This window comes from Acinetobacter sp. YH16044, assembly GCF_013417145.1.
Taxonomy (GTDB): Bacteria; Pseudomonadota; Gammaproteobacteria; order Pseudomonadales; family Moraxellaceae; genus Acinetobacter; species Acinetobacter amyesii.
The window spans coordinates 1-19,910 of sequence record NZ_VPEK01000039.1; the positions used below are offsets into that span (position 1 = coordinate 1).

The 19,910-nt window shown below is 38.4% G+C and carries 17 protein-coding genes and 5 pseudogenes; 13 read left to right on the forward strand and 9 right to left on the reverse strand.

Annotated elements, in window-relative coordinates:
* Window positions 1-10 precede the first annotated feature (10 nt).
* From tnpB to FTV38_RS14810, 4 genes and pseudogenes are all read left to right on the forward strand, one after another.
* Window positions 11-163 (forward strand): IS66 family insertion sequence element accessory protein TnpB, encoded by a 153-nt coding sequence (gene tnpB / locus FTV38_RS18410; protein WP_179988708.1) that lies wholly within the window; start codon window positions 11-13, stop codon window positions 161-163.
* 74 nt (window positions 164-237) lie between these two features.
* Window positions 238-1,659, forward strand: a pseudogene (locus FTV38_RS14800) (IS66 family transposase); the annotation flags it as partial.
* 575 nt (window positions 1,660-2,234) lie between these two features.
* A pseudogene (gene ltrA / locus FTV38_RS14805) lies at window positions 2,235-3,895 on the forward strand (group II intron reverse transcriptase/maturase).
* Window positions 3,896-3,999: 104 nt separating this feature from the next.
* Window positions 4,000-4,227 (forward strand): annotated as a pseudogene (locus tag FTV38_RS14810) (transposase domain-containing protein); the annotation flags it as partial.
* Here FTV38_RS14810 and FTV38_RS14815 read toward each other — a convergent pair.
* The 4 genes from FTV38_RS14815 to FTV38_RS14830 form a co-directional block, all read right to left on the reverse strand.
* On the reverse strand, window positions 4,214-4,402 hold the full coding sequence (locus FTV38_RS14815) for a hypothetical protein (protein WP_159153752.1): 189 nt from the start codon (window positions 4,400-4,402) through the stop codon (window positions 4,214-4,216). The pseudogene FTV38_RS14810 and the gene FTV38_RS14815 sit on opposite strands and share 14 nt — an antisense overlap.
* A 617-nt stretch (window positions 4,403-5,019) precedes the next feature.
* Window positions 5,020-5,277: a hypothetical protein gene (locus FTV38_RS14820; RefSeq protein ID WP_004726728.1), complete on the reverse strand. Its 258-nt coding sequence runs from the start codon at window positions 5,275-5,277 to the stop codon at window positions 5,020-5,022.
* Window positions 5,278-5,626: 349 nt separating this feature from the next.
* A complete protein-coding gene (locus FTV38_RS14825) occupies window positions 5,627-6,223 on the reverse strand; it encodes a putative adenosine monophosphate-protein transferase Fic (RefSeq protein ID WP_179990952.1) in 597 nt (198 codons plus the stop codon).
* 12 nt (window positions 6,224-6,235) lie between these two features.
* Window positions 6,236-6,403 carry a YhfG family protein gene (locus FTV38_RS14830; protein WP_000946583.1) on the reverse strand — a complete coding sequence of 56 codons (168 nt, stop codon included), beginning with the start codon at window positions 6,401-6,403 and terminating at the stop codon, window positions 6,236-6,238.
* Between the two features lie 317 nt (window positions 6,404-6,720).
* Here FTV38_RS14830 and FTV38_RS14835 point away from each other — a divergent pair, with 317 nt between their 5' ends.
* Genes FTV38_RS14835 through FTV38_RS18415 form a run of 4 tightly spaced genes read left to right on the forward strand, consistent with a single transcriptional unit; the run spans window position 6,721 to window position 12,869 of the window.
* A complete protein-coding gene (locus FTV38_RS14835; protein ID WP_127800793.1) occupies window positions 6,721-7,170 on the forward strand; it encodes a hypothetical protein in 450 nt (149 codons plus the stop codon).
* Window positions 7,157-9,496 (forward strand): hypothetical protein, encoded by a 2,340-nt coding sequence (locus FTV38_RS14840; protein ID WP_127800787.1) that lies wholly within the window; start codon window positions 7,157-7,159, stop codon window positions 9,494-9,496. The genes FTV38_RS14835 and FTV38_RS14840 overlap by 14 nt, the downstream gene beginning before the upstream one ends.
* Window positions 9,497-9,500: 4 nt before the next feature.
* Window positions 9,501-12,701: a site-specific integrase gene (locus tag FTV38_RS14845; RefSeq protein WP_127800785.1), complete on the forward strand. Its 3,201-nt coding sequence runs from the start codon at window positions 9,501-9,503 to the stop codon at window positions 12,699-12,701.
* A gap of 60 nt (window positions 12,702-12,761) precedes the next feature.
* Window positions 12,762-12,869: a hypothetical protein gene (locus FTV38_RS18415; RefSeq protein ID WP_372551473.1), complete on the forward strand. Its 108-nt coding sequence runs from the start codon at window positions 12,762-12,764 to the stop codon at window positions 12,867-12,869.
* Window positions 12,870-13,013: 144 nt separating this feature from the next.
* Here FTV38_RS18415 and FTV38_RS14850 read toward each other — a convergent pair whose 3' ends face one another.
* Together FTV38_RS14850 and FTV38_RS14855 are read right to left on the reverse strand one after the other, a co-directional pair.
* On the reverse strand, window positions 13,014-13,232 hold the full coding sequence (locus FTV38_RS14850; RefSeq protein WP_000550047.1) for a hypothetical protein: 219 nt from the start codon (window positions 13,230-13,232) through the stop codon (window positions 13,014-13,016).
* A gap of 30 nt (window positions 13,233-13,262) precedes the next feature.
* Window positions 13,263-14,645 carry an IS200/IS605 family accessory protein TnpB-related protein gene (locus FTV38_RS14855; RefSeq protein ID WP_168370265.1) on the reverse strand — a complete coding sequence of 461 codons (1,383 nt, stop codon included), beginning with the start codon at window positions 14,643-14,645 and terminating at the stop codon, window positions 13,263-13,265.
* A gap of 642 nt (window positions 14,646-15,287) precedes the next feature.
* Here FTV38_RS14855 and FTV38_RS14860 point away from each other — a divergent pair.
* Window positions 15,288-16,487, forward strand: coding sequence for an integrase arm-type DNA-binding domain-containing protein (locus tag FTV38_RS14860; RefSeq protein WP_005245164.1), 1,200 nt, complete (start codon window positions 15,288-15,290; stop codon window positions 16,485-16,487).
* Between the two features lie 41 nt (window positions 16,488-16,528).
* Here the strand turns inward: FTV38_RS14860 and FTV38_RS14865 are convergent, their stop codons facing one another.
* Window positions 16,529-16,942, reverse strand: coding sequence for a Cd(II)/Pb(II)-responsive transcriptional regulator (locus tag FTV38_RS14865; RefSeq protein ID WP_005245163.1), 414 nt, complete (start codon window positions 16,940-16,942; stop codon window positions 16,529-16,531).
* 79 nt (window positions 16,943-17,021) lie between these two features.
* Between FTV38_RS14865 and FTV38_RS14870 the strand changes: the two genes are divergently transcribed.
* Both FTV38_RS14870 and FTV38_RS14875 read left to right on the forward strand, forming a co-directional pair.
* Window positions 17,022-17,426 (forward strand): hypothetical protein, encoded by a 405-nt coding sequence (locus tag FTV38_RS14870; RefSeq protein WP_180004480.1) that lies wholly within the window; start codon window positions 17,022-17,024, stop codon window positions 17,424-17,426.
* Window positions 17,413-18,300: a cation diffusion facilitator family transporter gene (locus FTV38_RS14875; RefSeq protein WP_127800877.1), complete on the forward strand. Its 888-nt coding sequence runs from the start codon at window positions 17,413-17,415 to the stop codon at window positions 18,298-18,300. The genes FTV38_RS14870 and FTV38_RS14875 overlap by 14 nt, the downstream gene beginning before the upstream one ends.
* Before the next feature lie 84 nt (window positions 18,301-18,384).
* Here FTV38_RS14875 and FTV38_RS14880 read toward each other — a convergent pair.
* Window positions 18,385-18,609: pseudogene (locus FTV38_RS14880) on the reverse strand (efflux RND transporter permease subunit); the annotation flags it as partial.
* Here FTV38_RS14880 and FTV38_RS14885 point away from each other — a divergent pair.
* Window positions 18,609-18,752: pseudogene (locus tag FTV38_RS14885) on the forward strand (antitoxin HicB); the annotation flags it as partial. The pseudogenes FTV38_RS14880 and FTV38_RS14885 sit on opposite strands and share 1 nt — an antisense overlap.
* A 252-nt stretch (window positions 18,753-19,004) precedes the next feature.
* Here FTV38_RS14885 and FTV38_RS14890 read toward each other — a convergent pair.
* Entirely contained in the window at window positions 19,005-19,256 is a 252-nt protein-coding gene (locus tag FTV38_RS14890) for a hypothetical protein (RefSeq protein WP_004658363.1), read from the reverse strand.
* A 194-nt stretch (window positions 19,257-19,450) separates the two neighbouring features.
* On the opposite strand from FTV38_RS14890, the gene FTV38_RS14895 reads away from it, so the two are divergent.
* The gene (locus FTV38_RS14895) at window positions 19,451-19,672 is read left to right on the forward strand and encodes a helix-turn-helix transcriptional regulator (protein WP_004658364.1); all 222 of its coding nucleotides are present in this window, start codon (window positions 19,451-19,453) and stop codon (window positions 19,670-19,672) included.
* Window positions 19,673-19,910: the final 238 nt, after the last annotated feature.

Here is a 19,910-nt window from a genome sequence, read left to right on the forward strand (position 1 = left end):
GGGCATCTGGCTGTGTGCCCGGCGGCTGGAACAGGGCAAATTTCACTGGGCTCAAGTTCACCAAGGTGAAACCGTGGCCCTCAGCCCGGAACAGTTACAGGCACTGATCCAAGGTTTGCCCTGGCAGCGCATTGGACGGCAGCAGGTGGTGACGATGCTTTAAAACAGGCTGTTCCATTCTGCTATTCTCCAAACGTTCTATTTCATTCTTCTCATGACCTCAGGCATACTGCGGTCATGAATACGCTGCCTGACTTAAGCCAACTGACCCATGAACAACTGCTGGAATTCACCAGGCAGTTGGCGATGCAGCATCAGTCTCTGGCACAATCAAATCAAGAATTAGAAAAATCAAACCAGCAATTAGATGCCAGAGTTCAACATCTTGAAGTCATCAATCAGCAATTAGATTCTAAAGTTCAACATCTTTCTATTCTCAATCAAAAATACGAGCATGAACTCGCACTATTTAAACAGCACAAATTCGGCAGTAAAAACGAACATCTCACTGCAAAACAAATCCACCTGTGGGATGAAGCGGTCGAAGAAGATATTGCAGCCGTTGATCTGGAACTGGAACGGCTGAATGCAGATAAAACCGATGCAGCGACACACAAAGCCAAAGCAAATAAACCTAAACGTCGACCACTGCCAGATCATCTACACACCATCCGTATTGAGCATGAACCTGCATCAACCCAATGTGCTTGTGGCTGCCAACTCCGTCGTATCGGCGAAGATGTCAGTGAAAAACTGCATTTCAGACCGGCACAGTTCTATAAGGAACAGCATGTACGTGGCAAATGGGTCTGTGATCAGTGCGACACCCTGACTCAGCAAGCGATGCCCGCCTATGTGATTGATAAAGGTATTGCCAGTCCTGAACTGCTCAGCCATGTGCTGGTATCGAAGTATGCCGATCATTTGCCGCTGTACCGTCAGCGCCTGATCTATCAGCGGGCGGGCATTGATCTGTCCAGATCCACGTTATCTGACTGGATTGGTCGCTGCGGTGTGGAACTGGAACCTCTGGCCAATGCCTTAAAACAGGTGGTGCTGCAACAGCGGGTGATCCATGCCGATGAAACGCCGGTCACCATCATGCGGATGGGTGAGAATGAGAAAAAACCGAAGAAAGGTTATGTCTGGGCCTATGCCACTACACAGTACAATCCAGTTCAAGCCGTGATCTATGACTTTCAGGATAGTCGTTCAGGTCAGCATGCTGAAGCGTTCCTGAAAGACTGGCAGGGCCATCTGGTCTGTGATGATTACAGCGGTTATAAAGCACGCTTTAAATCAGGTCAGGTCATTGAGGTGGGCTGCATGGCGCATGCGCGTCGTAAATTCCATGAACTGCATGTGACCAAAAAAAGTCAGGTCGCTGAACAGGCATTAGTGCTGATTCAGAAACTGTATGCCATAGAAGCAGAACTCAGGAAAAAGACCGATGGTACAGCAGAACAGCGCCGCGAATACCGACAACAGCATAGTCAACCGGTGATGCAACAACTGTATGAATGGCTCAACCAACATCAACTGACTGTGCCATCGAGTTCTCCAACCGCCAAGGCGATCAATTACACTCTGAAGCGTTGGCCAGCTTTAAGCCGCTATCTGGATGATGGCAATCTACCGATTTGCAATAACTGGGTGGAAGTGCGACACGAAGTCGCTTAATGAAGTTGTTCCCCCTGCGGGAACCACCCGTGTCACCGGGTGAATCTAGAAGGCTGAATAAAGAGCGCCTTCGACAATGTAACGAGGCACCGCAAGGTGCGGGGTATCAATCGTGAGAGACGTACCCTTCTGGCAGCCATAGCCGGACAAGGGCTAGATAATCGGTATGGTGAACACATGTGAATCTGCGTAACGATCGTTAAGTTGAACGAGCGGAAATGGCTGATACGCTCGAACCAAAACGGTAATGGAGGTGGGAATTGCGTCTTTCGACTACGCATTCGTGACCCATACGCCTCCCGGTCGATAGCAGGCACCTAAGCCGATGTACTTCAGTAAGCGGAACGTGGAAATCCCGTATTACTCCCATTGGGAAAGCAGTTTGCAAAAACTGCCCATGGTGATGCGGGCGAAGGAACGAGGAAAAAGCGAATGCCAGTCTGTAATGGGTTGGATAGAGGTTGAAACATTACCCCACGCGAAAGCGGGCTGACGTCCTTATGGTCTCTCATCACAAGAGAGTGTGTAGAACCCTTTTAATGGAGGGAGAGCAAATGAATGCAGCAGTATCAGCGTGTGCACCTTCCAGCACATCGTGGGACCCATCGATTGGATTGCTGTACAGCGTCATGTCAGAGGGCTGCAAGCGCGTATTGTGAAGGCGGTACAAGACGGCAGGCATAACAAGGCGAAAGCTTTGCAATGGCTGCTGACTCACTCGTTTAGTGGCAAAGCATTGGCCGTCAAACGAGTGTCTGAAAACAAAGGCAAAAACACGGCTGGGGTCGACAAGGTGACTTGGAATACACCCAAGGCCAAGACCGGTGCGATGATGTCGTTGAAGAGGCGAGGTTACACGCCCCTTCCGCTTCGGAGAGTCCTTATTCCGAAGAAAAATGGCAAGATGAGACCTCTCGGGATACCCACGATGAAATGCCGGGCCATGCAGGCGCTCCATCTGCTGGCTTTGGAACCCATCGCGGAGACCATCGCTGATCGGAACTCTTATGGATTCAGACCACAACGCTCAACCGCGGATGCTGCAGCACAGTGCTTTGGTGTGCTGTCAAGAAAAGTAAGTGCGGAGTGGGTGCTAGAGGGTGACATTCAAGGCTGTTTCGACAATATCAGCCATGACTGGATGATCGCCAACCTCCCAATGGACAAGGTGATTCTACGGAAATGGCTCAAAGCCGGTTACGTCTACCAAAGCAAGCTGTTTCCCAGTCTTTCCGGAACACCGCAAGGAGGTATTATCTCCCCGGTGTTGGCCAACATGACCTTGGACGGACTGGAAACGATGCTGGCGAAGAGGTTCCCTAACGCCAAATGGACAGGCAAAAAGCTGCAACTGGTACGGTATGCGGATGATTTCATCATCACGGGGTATTCTAAAGAGTGGCTCGAAAATGAAGTTCGCCCTGCCGTGGTTGAATTTCTGGCGCAGCGCGGTCTCGTGCTCTCTCAGGAAAAGACCAAAATCACGCACATAGGGAACGGGTTCGATTTTCTTGGGTGGAACGTACGCAAGTACAATGGCAAGCTACTGATCAAGCCGTCAAAGGCAAACATCAGTGCTCATCTCGATAAGCTGCGAGCATTAATCAATGCAAACAAAGCGACACGACAGGCCACTTTGATCGGTTTGCTCAACCCTATTCTAAGGGGTTGGGCCAACTATCATAGTTATGTCGTTGCCAAGAAGGTTTTCAACCAGGTAGACAGCGCAGTGTGGGAAATGCTCTGGCGATGGGCGGTACGTCGCCACCCTCGCAAAACACTCCGATGGGTCAAAGATCGGTATTTCAAAGTACAAGGAGCGCGTCGATGGGTGTTCTCATGTGATGAACAGTCCGCCGATGGTCGGAAGCGACAATACACATTAGTGTCTGCCTCGGACACGCCAATTGTGCGACATATCAAGATCAAGGCTGCTGCTAACCCTCATGACCCCGCATGGGATGAGTACTTCGAATCCCGATGGGGTAAAAGAATGCTGGTCTCCGCAAAGGGGCGAGCCAAGCTGTATCGGGTGTGGCTAAAACAAGGTGGTCGCTGCTGCGCCTGTCTTAAACCAGTCACCAAAGATACACCATGGCACAGCCGTCATATTGTGAAGCTAAGTCATGGTGGAACGGATGCAGTTGCTAATCTTGAGATTTACCATCTGTATTGTCCGAGGAGTGTTCAGTTTGCCAATGTCAACGATGTATAACCGGGTGCCGAATGGCGCCTTAGCAGAGGCTTGAGCCGTGTGCTGGGAAACTCGCATGCACGGTTCTTAGGGGGTTGGACGTAGGTAACTGCGTCTGACTACCCGACAATCAAATGCGACCTTGGGCGTTGGGACGTAAGAACTGGCTGTTTGCAGGTTCGCTGCGCAGCGGCCAGCGAGCGGCGAATATCATGACTTTAATCCAGTCAGCAAAGCTGAATGGCTTGGATCCGTATGCTTATTTAAGTGATGTGCTGAAAAGGCTACCGACACACAAAGTGACCCAAATTGAAGAATTGCTGCCGCACTGCTGGAAACCTAAATCGAATTAAAAATTGGTATGGGATTCAGCGGACGCTTACGACTCAAATATCTCTTGCCGTAGATAAAATTATAGATTGAATCTTTGAGCGCATATTGAGCAACAACTTGTGGTGTATCACCTGTATCCAAAAAAATGTAGCAGCTCTTAATTTCTTCTTGCATGGACAGATTTTTAGAAGTCATCACTCATAGCCTCTGATTTATTATTAGCGCGTACCCGAATTTTTTTGGTAGCAAGTGTTTTCCAACTTCGTCATTTTGTGGGTTCGCAATATTAAGCAAACTATTTTCCAAGCCAAATACAACGAGAATGGAAATAAGATTTTTTAGGTTAGATAACACTAAATATAAAAAAATTGGAAGAATAATTTATTAAATTATTGTTTTTATGTGGTTATTGGTGATGTTATGAATAATAATAACTTTTTTCTTGATGAATTTTACCTAAAAAAATTGATCAGATAATTTTCTTTAAATGTCATGCATACATAAATTTGACAGTTTGAAGGGATCGGTATGTGCATTTTTCACAAGGTTAAAGATCGACCATAAATGTGATAAACGGCAGAGGATCATTGAAAAATGAATGGATTTAAACACTACATGTATGCACGAAAAAAAGTATCGCTGCGGTTCTGCTGACAGGCTGTATTGAGCATTGAATGCAAATGATGTAGTAATTGTCTACAGGCTATAGGACCAGCATGAAGAAGAATGAAATGTAGTTGCCAATTTATAACCTTGGTTGAAAAGCATAGCATTGTTATTCGGAGAAGTGAGGTAAGCCATCCTTCTCTTATTCATTTAAAATGATTCTTACTCAACTGATCTCGACTCATGGGCTGGTTCCAATTAGACGGATAATAACTTCCATCCCCTATCTTTTTCTTACCACATTTCTTGCATTTAATCCCTTCTTTGGAGATTTGATTCAGCATCACTGTTGTCGGTTGAATCAAATCAATGACATAGTTCGTTGGTTCAGGAAAAGCAGAAGAGGCTGCTTTATTGCAAAAGAGAACATTCGGATCAAATGGATTGGATTGCACAAAAGCCATGATACAGCCACAGAGTAATTCACCTGCATGTAATCTGTAACATCCATTCAGGTCATCAGACGAAGATTAATCTGAAATTTAAGCACTAAACACCATAAATCTATGTATGGGCAGACTTTTTTGAGACATATGTTGATAAACATGCGGCAAGTTACATTGCTTAAAAGTCTATCTAAGTTAACGATCTATTCAATTCTGGATAAGTAATCTGAATATTACGATCCTAAATTACCCGAAGAGTATTAAGATTTCTAAGAATCGTGATTGTTGGTTTATTTGGGAAATTAATCAGTGGATTGAAGCAAAGATGATGGCTCATTAAGGATTGTGGGCTTCGACTACTTAAATTTTAGGTATTTTGAATAAAGCATATTTCAAAAATCTTAATTAATGGATTTAAATTACCATAAAAACCTTCAATATTGGCTTGAATCCATTGTTGTTGAGAGTCAATGCGAGACCAATCAATACCATAACCACAATGAGCAATCAGATGCTCAAAGAAAATCCGTTGTGTACGTCCATTACCTTCACGGAATGGGTGTATGACATTAAGCTCACAATACAAGTCGGCAAGTTGAGGAATCAGTTGTTGTGGTGCTAAGCCTTGAAAGTATTTTTTTTCTTGAAGCGGTTTGAGTAGTTTATTGGTTTCAATTTCAATACGGGAAAAATTACAAAAACGGGTGTCACCTTTGGAAATATCGATTTGTCTTAACTTTCCTGCCCAGTCGTATAAGTCGCCAAAGAGCTGCGCATGAATTGATTTTAAGTATTGTAAGTCGTAAGGTGGTTCAGCATATTCAATTAAGTTACTTGCCAATCCAGACAGTTCTAGTTCAGCTTGTTCTAAAATTTGTTCATCACGAATATTGAGTTTGTTCTTTAGGATATTTGTGCCAGGGTAACAATACAGGCTGTCACCCATTTCCCCATATTTATCCATACATGCACCTGACTAAGATTCGGGTTGCGAATACTTCTTATATTTTTGCAAGATTTCAGCTTTACTTTGTTGAGTTGTTTGAGCTGTCGTTGTAATGCCTTCAAGCTTTAGGCTGGCTTGATAGTTTTGCGAACGTGTCGCTTGAATATATTTTCTTTTCTGTTCAGTGGTTCTGAGCATTTCGAAACTCCATTGATGCTACACGTGAAGTAAGTATAGCAGAGAATCTTTTTGATCAATGCTGCATACACAGCATTTCTAAAATGTAATACAACGGTATTGTTTCATGTAATAACAGAAAACTAAAAAAAAGTGGAAGAATTCTTAAAATTTAGACCACCCATGATAAGTAAACCATATGTATTTGTTGATAATTGTAATTTTGAGAAAATTTAGTTGATAAATTAAATGAATTTTAATATACAAAGATATGCTCATTTTTTATATCGATAAAAATGTTAAAATTTGACTATTTAGTAAAAAATATAGAGATATTTATGGGGCAATTTATCATGCCCTTTTGCTTTGAGCGACAAAATGTTCAATTTAAGATAGTAAAAATTAACTCAGAACTACTGAAAATCAAAAAGATTAAACAGAGCCAGAAAGTAGTAGTACAAGCAAAGTTCAAAATAATCTATGTGAAAATTTGGCAAAAAATATTGCTATTAATGCAAACGGAGCCAGGCTTACGTGTGCATTCTAATTATGTTGCAATCTTACAGTTGATACATAATCTTGATGATTTTATCGAAAAATCACAACAACACTTGTGCTTTGAAAGAAAAGCTCAGAAAGAACTGGATGCTAAATTTTTTGCAAGATTTTTTAAGCTAACAAAGAATTCAATAAAGGATCAACTTTTACCAAATCGTTCTGATCACAATGAATTTAAACAATGCAACGTGATAAAAATATTAAGCGAAAATGAATATGCCAAACATTGAAACACAAGAGCAATTCTTAGATTTAGCAGAAAAATATCAACAAGATTATTGTCTATTACGTGATGATATTGTAAATACACAATTTGTCGATCTATCAGATGATTTGTATAAAGATGTCTACGCTCTATACAAATTAGCACAACAAATTTATAGCTATATATCAGGCTCCAGACAGATCGGTAAGTATTCTTTTTTAGCTGCTGTGAGTTTTTTTGCATGTCCAGATTCTAGTAATACACAAGAGCTGTCATCGCAACGTTATTTGATTCTACAAGCGAGTTTTTTAACATATCGGCAGTATCAAGAATTTGCAAAAATTGATAAAGCTGAGAATAAGCAAAAACATGTTTGTGACCTATTACGCTATGTCTCACGATATGTGCTGGATTCTAATCATGCTGAATTATTTCATGAATGTAGTAAGCTGCTAAATTGTTATGTCACGTACGAACGTAATTTGAAAAAAGAGGATCGTAATCAACTTTTTAATATTAAAGATTTCGAACAAGTACAAGTCATAGAGTATTTATCGGCTCTATTAATAATTTTTAAAAGACTAGATGATCGTCGTGTAGTTCATCGTCAGCGTAAGTCAAAAAAAAGCAAAGTTTTGCAATGGCCGACGAAAAATGAACTCAAAAAATTTCGTGAAATTAAAACGGGTAAGCAAGTAGATATTGGACATAACGCAAAGATTAGTATTTATGATGCCGCTCTTCACAAAGATGAAGAGGGTGAAGTTGATCTATTAGATCCTGAAATGGAGTTTTATTCAGAAGATGAAAAGTCTAAAAATTTAAATTATATACTCAGCGATAATGCGACGCATCTAATGCGGCATCGCCAGCGCCGTCATGCTCCTTTTGTTACAAATCCACATTATTTGGCGCCAGATATACTGAAGCAAATTGTTTATGTGTTGAGAACCGAGTTATCCGGGCACTGGAGGGATGCTGCAATCGCTGCAGCATGTTTATTGTCACTTTTGACGGGATTATCACCCGTCGCACTGATGGATTTTAACGAGCTTATTCAAGATGGAATTTTGATCCAGAATGGTTCAAGTAGACGTCGCGAATATTTACTCAAATTAAATCTTAAAATTACAGAGCAGAAGATTAAGAGCTTAAATCATGTGCGGTGGAATGAAGTGATGACACATCAACTACATTTACCTTCTGCTTGGTTTGACTATATAGAACAAGCATCGAATCCACTAATTTCATCAACACACATTAATACGAAACTTAAGAATTGGCTTGATAATCGGTTTGTAGGTTCGATCACTGTAGAAAAACTGCAGGCTCAATTATATTTTCATATATATTATGAAACATATAATGAATATCTTGCTCATGTAATTGCTGGGCGGGATAGTCAGCATCACATGCCTGGTATCTATTATGGCGGGCTACCGAAAACTCAACTCAGTAGCACATATCTAGCCTTTTTAGAAAAAGCACTTACACCACATTCCACACATTTTACTGAAGACACGGCTGAACTAAAAATATTGCAACAACAATTCAAAGTGCAATCTGCATTATCTATAGGAAGGATAGGGAGCCAACTGGCACTTGAACCCAATTTTGTGAAAGAGCAATTCCATATTTTACATAGACATTGTCACGAAAACATCCAAGAAGATAAGCACATTATTAATCAACTTAATGCATATGCGTGTTGGATGTGGCATATCAGTTTGTTGAGTTTGGCAAGTCGGCCTAAAAAAAACCTGTTGGGGAATTTGGATGATTATTGTGTTGAGCTCAAGCTTTTATATGTGAATGATAAAAAAAATAGTAAAGCAAGAAAAGATGGTCGTTTTATCCCTTTATCTGATTTTTTCATAAAAACACTGCAAAATTACACTGCCTTTTTAGAACAAATTATTGAAGCGTACGGTTCATTTTTTAGACAAGTCTTTGCAAAGAAGAAGATAACTGTAAATGATCTTTTTGGTAAGGTCATTTTTAGTAAAGATATCTTGCCGATAACTGTCAAAGAATGGCAGAGCAGGAAAATTAAGTTAATCCCTTTATCGAGAAAATGGGTGAATTCATATATGCAAGGAGTCTTTCCAAAGAATATGTATTCGAATTGGTTACGTCATTTTGACATGAACTTTTTGATGCATGAGCAGCAAGAGGGTAAACCAGCATTAGCTTTTCACTTAATTCAGGCCCTGTATGGTCATGACCAACGTGACCGAGAGGCTTTTCATCCGCATTCTTCACTTATCCCGAATGTCTATGTACAGCAAGCCCGCCAGCAATTGCAAGATAATGTCAAATCTTTATCGATTAAACACTTAGAGCGAAAATAGTTGTATGCAAAAAATCAAAGAACTAATAAAACCACAACTAGATGATCTATTTGTTGATATTCATAAAATGGTGAAAAAGTCGCTAGATAGACAGCCTTCTCCACCTGAAGTATTGACGAAAGAAATGCAGCAAAAACTTGATCAGCAGATCGCTGAAAAATGGCATGACATTAAAGATAGTGTTGATTGTTTGAGTCAAAAGTTGAGCCGAGACGAACAATCAAAACTGATGCAATTTACTGAAGATGAATTTAATAAAAGAAGGAAGCAATTCAACCAGAATGTAGATAAAAAATCATACAGAATTAAGCTAAATCCACATACTAAACGGATCGTACTGCCTAGAAAAATTGAGAGTACAGAGTCACGGTTAGAACAGGGGCATCTACATATCCATGTACTTAAGGAATTAAGGCAGTATTGGCAAGATTCATTTGAATATTGGAATGAACCAAAGTACTTATGGGGAAATTTATGCTTAAGTTTTATATATATTTCAGGCTGTGCAGATGAACAGCATTTGATTGCTATTCAGAAGCAATTGCAGGAGGCCATTGAGCTTGGTACAGATCTGAATTGTTTTCGGTTATACCATTCGGACTACAAAAAAATCACTAATCCATTGTTACTACATTATCGTGTTGAAAACTCTCAATATGGCAACGATGTAGAACAGGGAAAGTTGTACCAATGGAAACATGTTTTTTTTAACCCATATGCGCAGTTCATTTTGCAATATTTAAAAAAGTTGAAAGCTGCTCAGAAAGAATTTTGTCTGCAACATTCAGTTGAAGATTGTATTTTAGAAAGCTTGAGTAAGATAGGCAGGAAAAAAAGTCTTGGGGATCTGCAATATCAAATTAAACGCCGTGGATTTCGTGCATTTAATGATGTGCAAATGGTACTCGAATTTAATCCAAACCTCAGCATAGATATATTTTTGAGTAATGTGCTTCAGCAAGAGATTAATACTGTTGCTTTAAGGCCATCCGAATTTAGATTGCTGTGGAATAATGATTACAATCAAGTCACAGAACCAGATAATCGCCCTATTCATTTTGAACAAGAGCAGTTACTTCCTGAAGTTCCGACTGTTCAAAGCAAATTACAAACGATTCCGTATGAGTTGATGTTGTTTGGTCAAAAGAAACGTAAAGGTCAAAAAGTTGAGCGTTTAGATAAAAAGAGGAATAAAGAAGAACGCACGCTACGTTTTTGGCAAGAAACTAGAAGGGTGTTAGAGGAGAAGATAGTTGATGCTAATACGGAGGAAAAGTCTTTAATTGATGCTCAACTACGCTTAATTCACTGGTTAATGCATTTAAAAAAACGAGGGCTTCAATTATCAACTATTGAAAGCTACTTAGGATCGTTTGGCAAAGAATTTATATTTGAGATTTGGCTCAATAAATTAGATTTAAAGCAACAATCCATAGATGACTATGAGGATTTATATCGGCAGCTATTGAAATACAGCAGTGAACGTGATGAAAAAGCAGTTCAACGAGATTCGGTGAAAGGAAAAACCTCTCGTAAGATGCACCAAAGCGCAGAATACCGTTTTGGTCGCCTAAAAGATTTTCATCAATTCTGTATAGAGAATTATGATGCTCCAGGGGTATTGGTGTTACAGAATTCAAGTTTTAAGCATTTACAAATTTGCAATGCACGGCTAGTGAGTCCTTTGCTATTTGGCAAATTATTGGAAAAACTAGAAAATTTAAGTCAAGAGCCAACGGCATCAGAGTGGGTCGATCATCTGAGTTGTTTAAAGCTGATGTATTTACTAAGTTATAGAACTGGACTTCGATTAAATGAAGTTCGTTGTCTTAAAATACAAGATATTATTTGCCCAGAGCTACTTTATAAAGAAAAAGAAAATACAGTTTTTAATAATATCACGCTTCATATCCAAGACAATTCATATCGCCGTCTGAAAACGCGAAGTGCGAATCGTCAAATACCATTGAAAATTGCATTGTCAGAACATGAGTTTTTAGTAGTACAACGTTACATACAACATCGTTATGAGCAATATTTGGTTAATCAGCAGGATGATCTACTTTTTAGTGTGAATCATCGTGTATTAACTGATCAATGTATCAGCAAAATTACAGTAGATTTGTTTAGTCAAATATTAGGTATGCATCATGGCTTTAGTTTTCATACATTACGCCACAGTGCTGCTAACTATCTAGCAATAACTTTGCTCGGTTCAAAAGAAATGATCAAGACCTACACAGATTGTCCTTGGGTAAAAGCAAAAAAGATGAGGGATTTATTGTTTGGTATGAAAGCACGTGCTCAAGAAGAGATTATTCAACATAAATGGCAGGTGCTCGCCTCTTGGATGGGGCATAGCAGTATTGAGCAAACGGCTTCAAATTACCTTCATGTTTTGGATTTATTAGCAGTCGATCGAATTTATAATTCGCCGTGTATCATTTCAAAAAAAGTATTAGAACAGTGTTTTAGTCCAGTGAAGTCAAGTACAGACTACATAAACCTAAATCGTTATACTCAGCAGCAGAAATGGTTTAATTCTTATCAGCAAACACAGCCAGTTACGATGGCTGGCCGACAAGAAAAGAAGTTTAGTATAGAGAAGAGTACTCTGACACCTTTTCAACGTTTGATAAGTTTTAGAGAAGGTCGATTAAGCGAAGATACCCAAGCTCAAGAATGGATGCAACGATGTCAATGGATGAGCACTAAATGGATGGATCGCCAAAAATTTAATTTAAAAACGAATTATGTTTATAGTAAGAATTTAGAAGAGAGTTGGTTTGATGAACTTTACGAAAAGGCTAAAAAACTGACTCGTCCAGATGAAATAATTCCTCTCCTTGATTTTCATTATAAAGATGATAGGCAGCAAGATGCACTGAAAGAAAAGAACATGGTTAAGGCGCTTAAAATATTATTATTATTTGGAAAACTGCGTAAGAATTTTCTACATTTTCAATGCCGAATGAAAGGTGATGAGCAACAAATTGTTAATTTTATTACTGGTATAGAGCCAATGTTAGGAGATCATCTGTATTTAGAAAAACAAAACTACCCAGTTAATTTGGATGCTCCTGAGCGAACCGTTAAATTTAGTTTTCAAAGAGTTGTCGGCTCTAACAAAAAAAATGTTACTCCGCTGGTTATATTTAATTTAATGTTAAAAATGATGCAAAAAGATGAACTCTGGATCAAATAGCCTAAGCATGTTAAAGGGGAATTGTTTAGAAATTTCCCTGTTTATAAGTAAACTGCCTTTATGAAAAGCACCATGCTGACTTGGATTAATAAGCGGAATGTAGTATCACAGTTTGATCGCTGGATTTACGAAAATGGTGTGAAGATTAGCGGTATGGTAAATCGATGAGCTAAAGTGTTGTAGTCCAAACTCGATCTGACAATTACCCATTTTTTAGTGTGCCCGTCAGGTTAAATTTGAACTGAATTTTTCTCAGCCCAAATTCATTTCCAATCAAGTTATGTTTCAAGTGGCGTGCGAACACTGCACAATTTAATTCACGGTGCCTAAGACAGGTATCAACTTCGGACCAGCCATTCTAGCTTTGCTAATGATTTCCACCAGCTCATCATAAGTCAGTTCAAACTTATCCTCACTATCAAATACATAGACCATATTCTTGCCTTCATGTTCAGGTGGAGTAGGTGGTACAAATCGTTTCGGGATAAGAATTTGTGCGAGTTGTTCGTCAGTTAATTTAAATAAGTGCATGTTTTTATCCTACTGTTCCTTAAAATGTATTCAAACATACTCAAGGACTAATTCGCACTCTGTTAATGTCTTGTTGCCAAGCGTGTAACTAGAGCCTGAGTCGGTCAGTTCCGACTTGTAGCGGTCAGTCCGTTCTTGCAATATACGCTTTACAGTTTTGTAAGGCGTATAACGACTTATCTCATTGTCGTTTAATCTTGCAAGCACGTTTCTCGCAGCATTCCAATCAGCTTGCACAACTTCCCCATTGAAACGGTGAAAACGATCTCCCTTACGTGTACCTATTAAAAGGCCATGCAAGAAAGAATCACTTTGCGAAGTATATGCAGAATTGACTAGATGCACCGTAGAACCTCTACGGTGAGATATAGAAGTTAGGGCATTAGCTAACAAACCTTTAGCCCATGTATTTAAGCGTCTATTGGTGTTTTTGCCATAGTTGCGTTTACTTTGAATTGGGGATGTTAAATCTTCCGCAACAATCACTTTGGCTTTATCAACCAACTTGTGAGTTGCTGTAAATATTAATGTTTTGAGCTTTGCTTTTTGAGTATCTTGTCGCTTATCTAGTTTTTTTCGACCTAGATTATTTAACTCAATTTTCTGTTTCTTGTGCGGTTTGGCTTTAGAAATCGCTCTGAGCTTATTTCTACGTTTGTACTTTTGATTTAGGTAGTCTGATTCACTTGAGATCAATTTACCTAAACCATTGCCATATACTTCACCATCAGAATCCACAAAGGCTTCTGAATAACCTTTATCAACACCTACGGTTTCCTGACCACAATCCTGTGTTTCAACTGCATCATAAGTTGAGTGAACTTCAACATTACCGTTTTTTAGAATGATTCTAAGTGTGCCTTGTGGCGCAAAATCAACAGTGGTGTTTAGTGGAATTTTAATGGTTTGTCGAGGGACTAGACTCGGCACTTTAAGCCAACATTGACCATTTAACTCAAAAGTTTTACACATATCCGCACGAACAATAATTTGATTATGTGTGTGATTAACACCATGCTTAAAGTGATTACGCATTTGACGATGGAGGAAATTATCAGTCATCCATTCATCTTTTTTAAGCAAGGTGTATAGTCTTTTTTGTTCATTATTACAGGAGGTGCGTTTTCGGATCGCCTGCTTTACTTTGTCTTTTGATGCTTCTCGATAGGCTTTAATATCACCTATGCAATCACGTAGCGTTTCTTTCCACGCATTTGCAGAAACACCAAAGTCACGACTTTCTTTCATCCACGCATCACGAATAGCTCTGTCACTGATATTCAAACCTGAAATAGCACCATATTTAGCCCACACCTCGCTACGAATACGACCAAGTAAAACAGCTTGTTTCTCAAGCTGTTTGTACTTTTGCACATTCAAGTTTTTACAATGGTGGATGCGTGTTAATTTCACAAAGTCATGCCTAGGTTAAGGGATTGGATAATCAATAGATATGGATGCTAATATACCAAGACACTCACCTAAAATACAAAAGATAATCATTTAAATCTCTAATAAATACCCACCTTGCCACTACTGAATCGACATAGACAAAATGAGAACTTATGCAAATATTTGTCTATATTTTTAGTTATAGTTAATTACTCTCGTAAAACAGCTGACGAAGTCCGAGATAGAATCATTGCGTCAAAACAAACGTGATGCTTATGCACTTATGATGAAAATGAATTAATTATTATTTAATTAAGTTAAAAGACTGCTATATAGCGGTCTTTTTTGTTTTTGAGCTCTACAAATTTTAATGAGTACATATAGTTACTTTTATAAAAATGATAATAAAGGGTAGAGGAGGTCATCTAAGAATTTAAAGCACAAGACTTATTTAACATTGATGACAGAAAAAGTGAGTTGTTGGGAACTTAAAGAAGAGGTGGTACTTATAATGGTTACTAAAATACAAATACTTAAAATATTAAATATATAAAACAATATATTACAAATATATATGATGCGTAGTGTACGCATCATACATAAAGCGTTCTATTTTGATATAATTGATCCAATCAACCCATTGTTAGGTTTCATTTAAATTCCATGAGTCTTACTGAAATTAAAGTTCGCCAAGCTCATTGTAAGGAAAAAACCAGTTTTTTATCCGATGAAGATGGGCTTAGCCTGAAGATTGAGCCGAGTGGAAGAAAATCTTGGTGCTATCGCTATACAGATCCACAAACTAAAAAACGTCGACGCATTCAGTTAGGTCGTTATCCTGATTTATCGCTGAAAAAGGCACGACAAGTCAGAGATGACTTTAAAGACAATGATTTCTGTTTTGAACAAGATACTGCCTCTAATGTCATCACCTTTGGTAAGGTCGGGGAGGAGTGGTTACAGTTCAAACTGAAAAATGCCTTCAACGATCTACCCCGCTGTGGTGTACTACAGTTAGCAGAAAGATGCTTACAGCAAGATATTTATCCAGACCTTCAGGATCTACCTTTTCAAAACATCAAGCGTTATGACCTGGTTTCAGTAATCAAAAAAATAGAGGGACGCCAAGTAAAAGAACCTGTCAAGAAAGCTTGTAGTTATTTGAACCAAATTTATGACTACGCTGTAGCGATGGGTTATTGTGAATTCAACATCGCGCATGGTTTAAATAAAATCGCCATTAACAGTAAAATCAAGAAAAATTATCCGTATTTGAAAGCGGAGGATATATCTGATTTTAAGTATAAATTACAAAAATTGGATGCCCATCCGATTATTAAAAAAGCACTGCTGTTCAAATTACATACTGGCGTGCGAGGGGCTGAATTGTTATTGGCTGAGCCTCATCATTTTGATTTAAATGAAAAAGTCTGGAAAATACCTGCCTTGCATATTAAACAGTTTCGACGAAAAGTCATATTAGGCCATGAGATTCCCGACTTCTTAGTTCCACTTTCAGATCAGGCTTTAGATATTTTAAAAGACGTCATGCAATGGTCATACGGTGAAAAGTACATTTTTGCTAGCCCACGGAAACATAATCAACCGATTCATTTTAATACATTAAATATGGCTATACGTAAGATGGGCTATGGAAAACATCAATTATCCTCTCATGGACTACGTTCCACTTTTAGTACCATTTTGAATGACTCAGGTTTGTTCCAGGATAACTGGATTGAGGCACAACTTTCACATATTGATAAGAACCGTACCCGTGCCAGCTATAATCACGCTGACTATTTAGCCCAGCGGACTGAAATGATGCAGTGGTGGGGTGATTATTTAAGTACTGCTAAGTGAAAATCGTACTTTTATACATAGACTTAAAACATTATGGGGTTTCAAATGGATAGTAAACAATATACTTGCCGTGTTACATGGTCAGCAGAATATAATGAGTATGTTGGGTTGTTCGAACCACAAGCACTAGCCATTTGTTGTAATTCAGCTTTAAGCGCCCTTAATTCTTTCATGCGTTTATTCACTAGTGCAAGTTGCTGATCAATTAATGCATTAACGCTAGAGCAGCTTTCTTCTGGCTTATTTTTTAATTCGATAAGACGTTTAATATCATTGAGTGATATATCTAGGCTGCGACAATGCTTTACGAATTCCAATTGTTTAAGTGCTTTGCTATCATACAGCCTGAAATTACCTTCTGAACGATTTGGATTTAACAGTAATCCTTCTCTTTCATAATATCTAATCGTTTGTATTGAACAGCCCGATTTTTTTGACAATTCGCCTATTTTCATCAATTTCCCCCAGACATTTGACTCTATAGTTACTATAGAGTCTATAGTATAAGTATGCAACGAAAAGGATATATAAAAAATGACTGAGAAATATTTAAACAATACGAATATCGTTAATTTTGAACACAAAGATATCCAATCCTTGATCGATCAACGTAGGTGGAAAAACTTGGATAACTTCAACAAAATTGGTGCCGCTTATCAGTTTGTAAAAGATGATTTTTGTGGTTATGGTGTTGCAACAAAGTGCTTTTCATCACCAGATACAGATTGGCGTGGAGAAAATACCTATATTCAAAAAGAAGGTATTCATGATGACTTTGGGCTTTATGATTCCCCTGATGAGTTCTATTTCGAAAAAGGGACTAACTTGTCGGGGTTCAAACGCTGGATATATCAACGCTTGATACGTCACTTGATTAATATGAATGTATCAAAACTAAGAAATAGAAAAGTACTAGAGGTACAAAATGCACAACCATAATCATAGTCATCAACATGGTAAAGATGACCGTATTGGTTGGGCATTTTTCCTTAATGTGACATTCACTATTATCGAATTTATAGGTGGTTGGCTCACTAACAGTACGGCGATAATGGCAGATGCAGTTCACGATCTTGGTGATAGTCTTTCAATAGGTTTTGCGTGGATTTTAAGTCGTTTTTCAGATAAAGAAGCATCAGATAAGTTTAGTTATGGTTATCGTAGACTTACTCTCTTTGGCGCATTGATAAACAGTATTGTTTTAATCATTGGCTCAATTTGGATTTTATTTGAAGCAATTCCAAAGCTGTCCAATCCTGAAATGCCTGTAGTCGAGGGGATGTTAGGGCTAGCGATACTCGGCGTTGCCGTTAACGGATATGCTGTATTAAAATTAAAAGCGGGTGAAACATTAAATGAGAAAGTGCTGACATGGCACCTTCTTGAAGATGTACTTGGATGGGTTGCCGTTCTTATAGTCTCTATCGTACTGTTGTTCGCTGAACTGCCGATATTAGATCCCCTTTTATCAATAGGGTTCACGCTGTTCATCTTGTTTAATGTTTTCAAAAACCTGAAATCAACACTCGTTTTATTTCTTCAAGCTGCACCCGATAAAGAGACTCAAAAGCGTATTAAACTATCACTAATGGAATTTCCTGAAGTTAATGGTATCCACCACATGCACTTTTGGTCACTAGATGGTGAAAGTCACGTTTTAACAGCGCACCTTGAGCTGAGTGACAACTTTGACGTTAAAGAATTAATTAGGCTTAAACAAGAAGTTGCAGCTAAATTATCTTCCTATCATTTATCGCATACAACGATAGAGTTTGAGTTTTTAAATGAAAATTGTCGGGATGAAGCGCAGTAAGCTTTATCAATAAAATGTTGGGCATACAATATTAAAAGCAGCTTAATTAGGCATAACCTAGTAATTAAGCTGCTTTTTTTGATTTTAAATTTCGTCGGATTGCTGTTTGCTACTCTCAGAGCCATGCGCCCATTGATATAAAATAGGCAATACAAACAAAGTTAAAATTGTAGAAGATACAATACCGCCGATAACAACTGTTGCTAGTGGTCGTTGTACTTCTGCACCAATTCCAGTGTTTAACGCCATTGGAATAAAACCTAAACTTGCGACCAGTGCCGTCATTAAAATAGGTCTTAAACGAATGATGTGCTGAGTTTCCATCATTGTCTTGGCTTGATGCGGATCAGTCTAAAGCATTCTCAGGAATAGAGGAGCTCGTTGCTGATGTTGTCGCTGATATGATTAGCAATAATGAAAAAGTTCCTACACCACTCTCCGGGAAAATATAGTAGGCAGTTTGTTGTCCTTGTTCTCAGTGGTTCAACAAAAACTAGCCCTCGAAGCCGCAGAACGTGGCGTGGACATAAATTGTTTAGTATCAGTAAAAAGAGCGATGTAATTTTAGTACGAGTGAGTGATAGAGCAGGAACCTATGCTTCATATATTCAGTAAATGGTATGTTTTTGAATTAATAGGTATTTTTAAATAAAGCTTTCTTTGATTTAGTGCTTTTTATTTAATAAATTAATTTTAAAAACAACTTAGGCTAATTGATAAACACTATCTGGAAAGATTAAAAGAAAATATTTTTTAATTTCTGCTAATTCATTTAAGGCAGGTTCCCTTTCAAGCAGTTGAAATGTCCAAATAAGTACAGCCTGATGATTATCATAGCAAGTATTTACTCCAAGAAAATTAGCCATTCCATAACTTCTATTGATGTTCATTTCTTTAATTAATTGATTTCCTAAGTCACGAGCTTGCTGGCTGATCAATAACTCATTTGGTAACACGGCGGTCATCTCCACAAAATAATCTAATGCAGGTTCAATCCTTATATTTAAAAAGTTATAATTTAGTTGAAATGGATAAAATATACTTTCTATAAGTTGTAATAACCTGCTGTAGGTTAATTTTAGCAAAGTATTACTCAGTCAACAACTTCAAATAACCCACAGCAAGTTATTTTTTGTAAATTAATTTAAATATGATTACTTGTAAGTTATCTAGCCTCATGGGCGATAGAAAAATTTTAAAATTAAGTGAAGTGGTGCATGCAACAGGTATCAATCGCAACACGCTCACAAGTATGTATTATGACCGTGCTGTACGTATTGAATTACCAGTCGCCGATAAGTTGTGTAAGTACTTTAACTGTACGATGAATGATTTGTTTGAGTTTAAGGAAGAAGTTGAAGAAAAAGATTAACTTAATACTTCGTTTGATAAGTTTTTCGAAGAAAAAGACTAGCCAATACTTAGTTTGATAAGTTTTTCTCTGCAGATCTAATATTGAATTTTATAAAATATCATTACAAACAGAGGTGGTTCCACTTGTTTGAACAACTAAAAGCGTATTTATAAGTGATATTCCGCTCTAGTTAAGCCACCTTGTTTTGTTGGGGTAGCTGATCATAGTAAAACTCATTTGGTGTCATTTTGTCTAG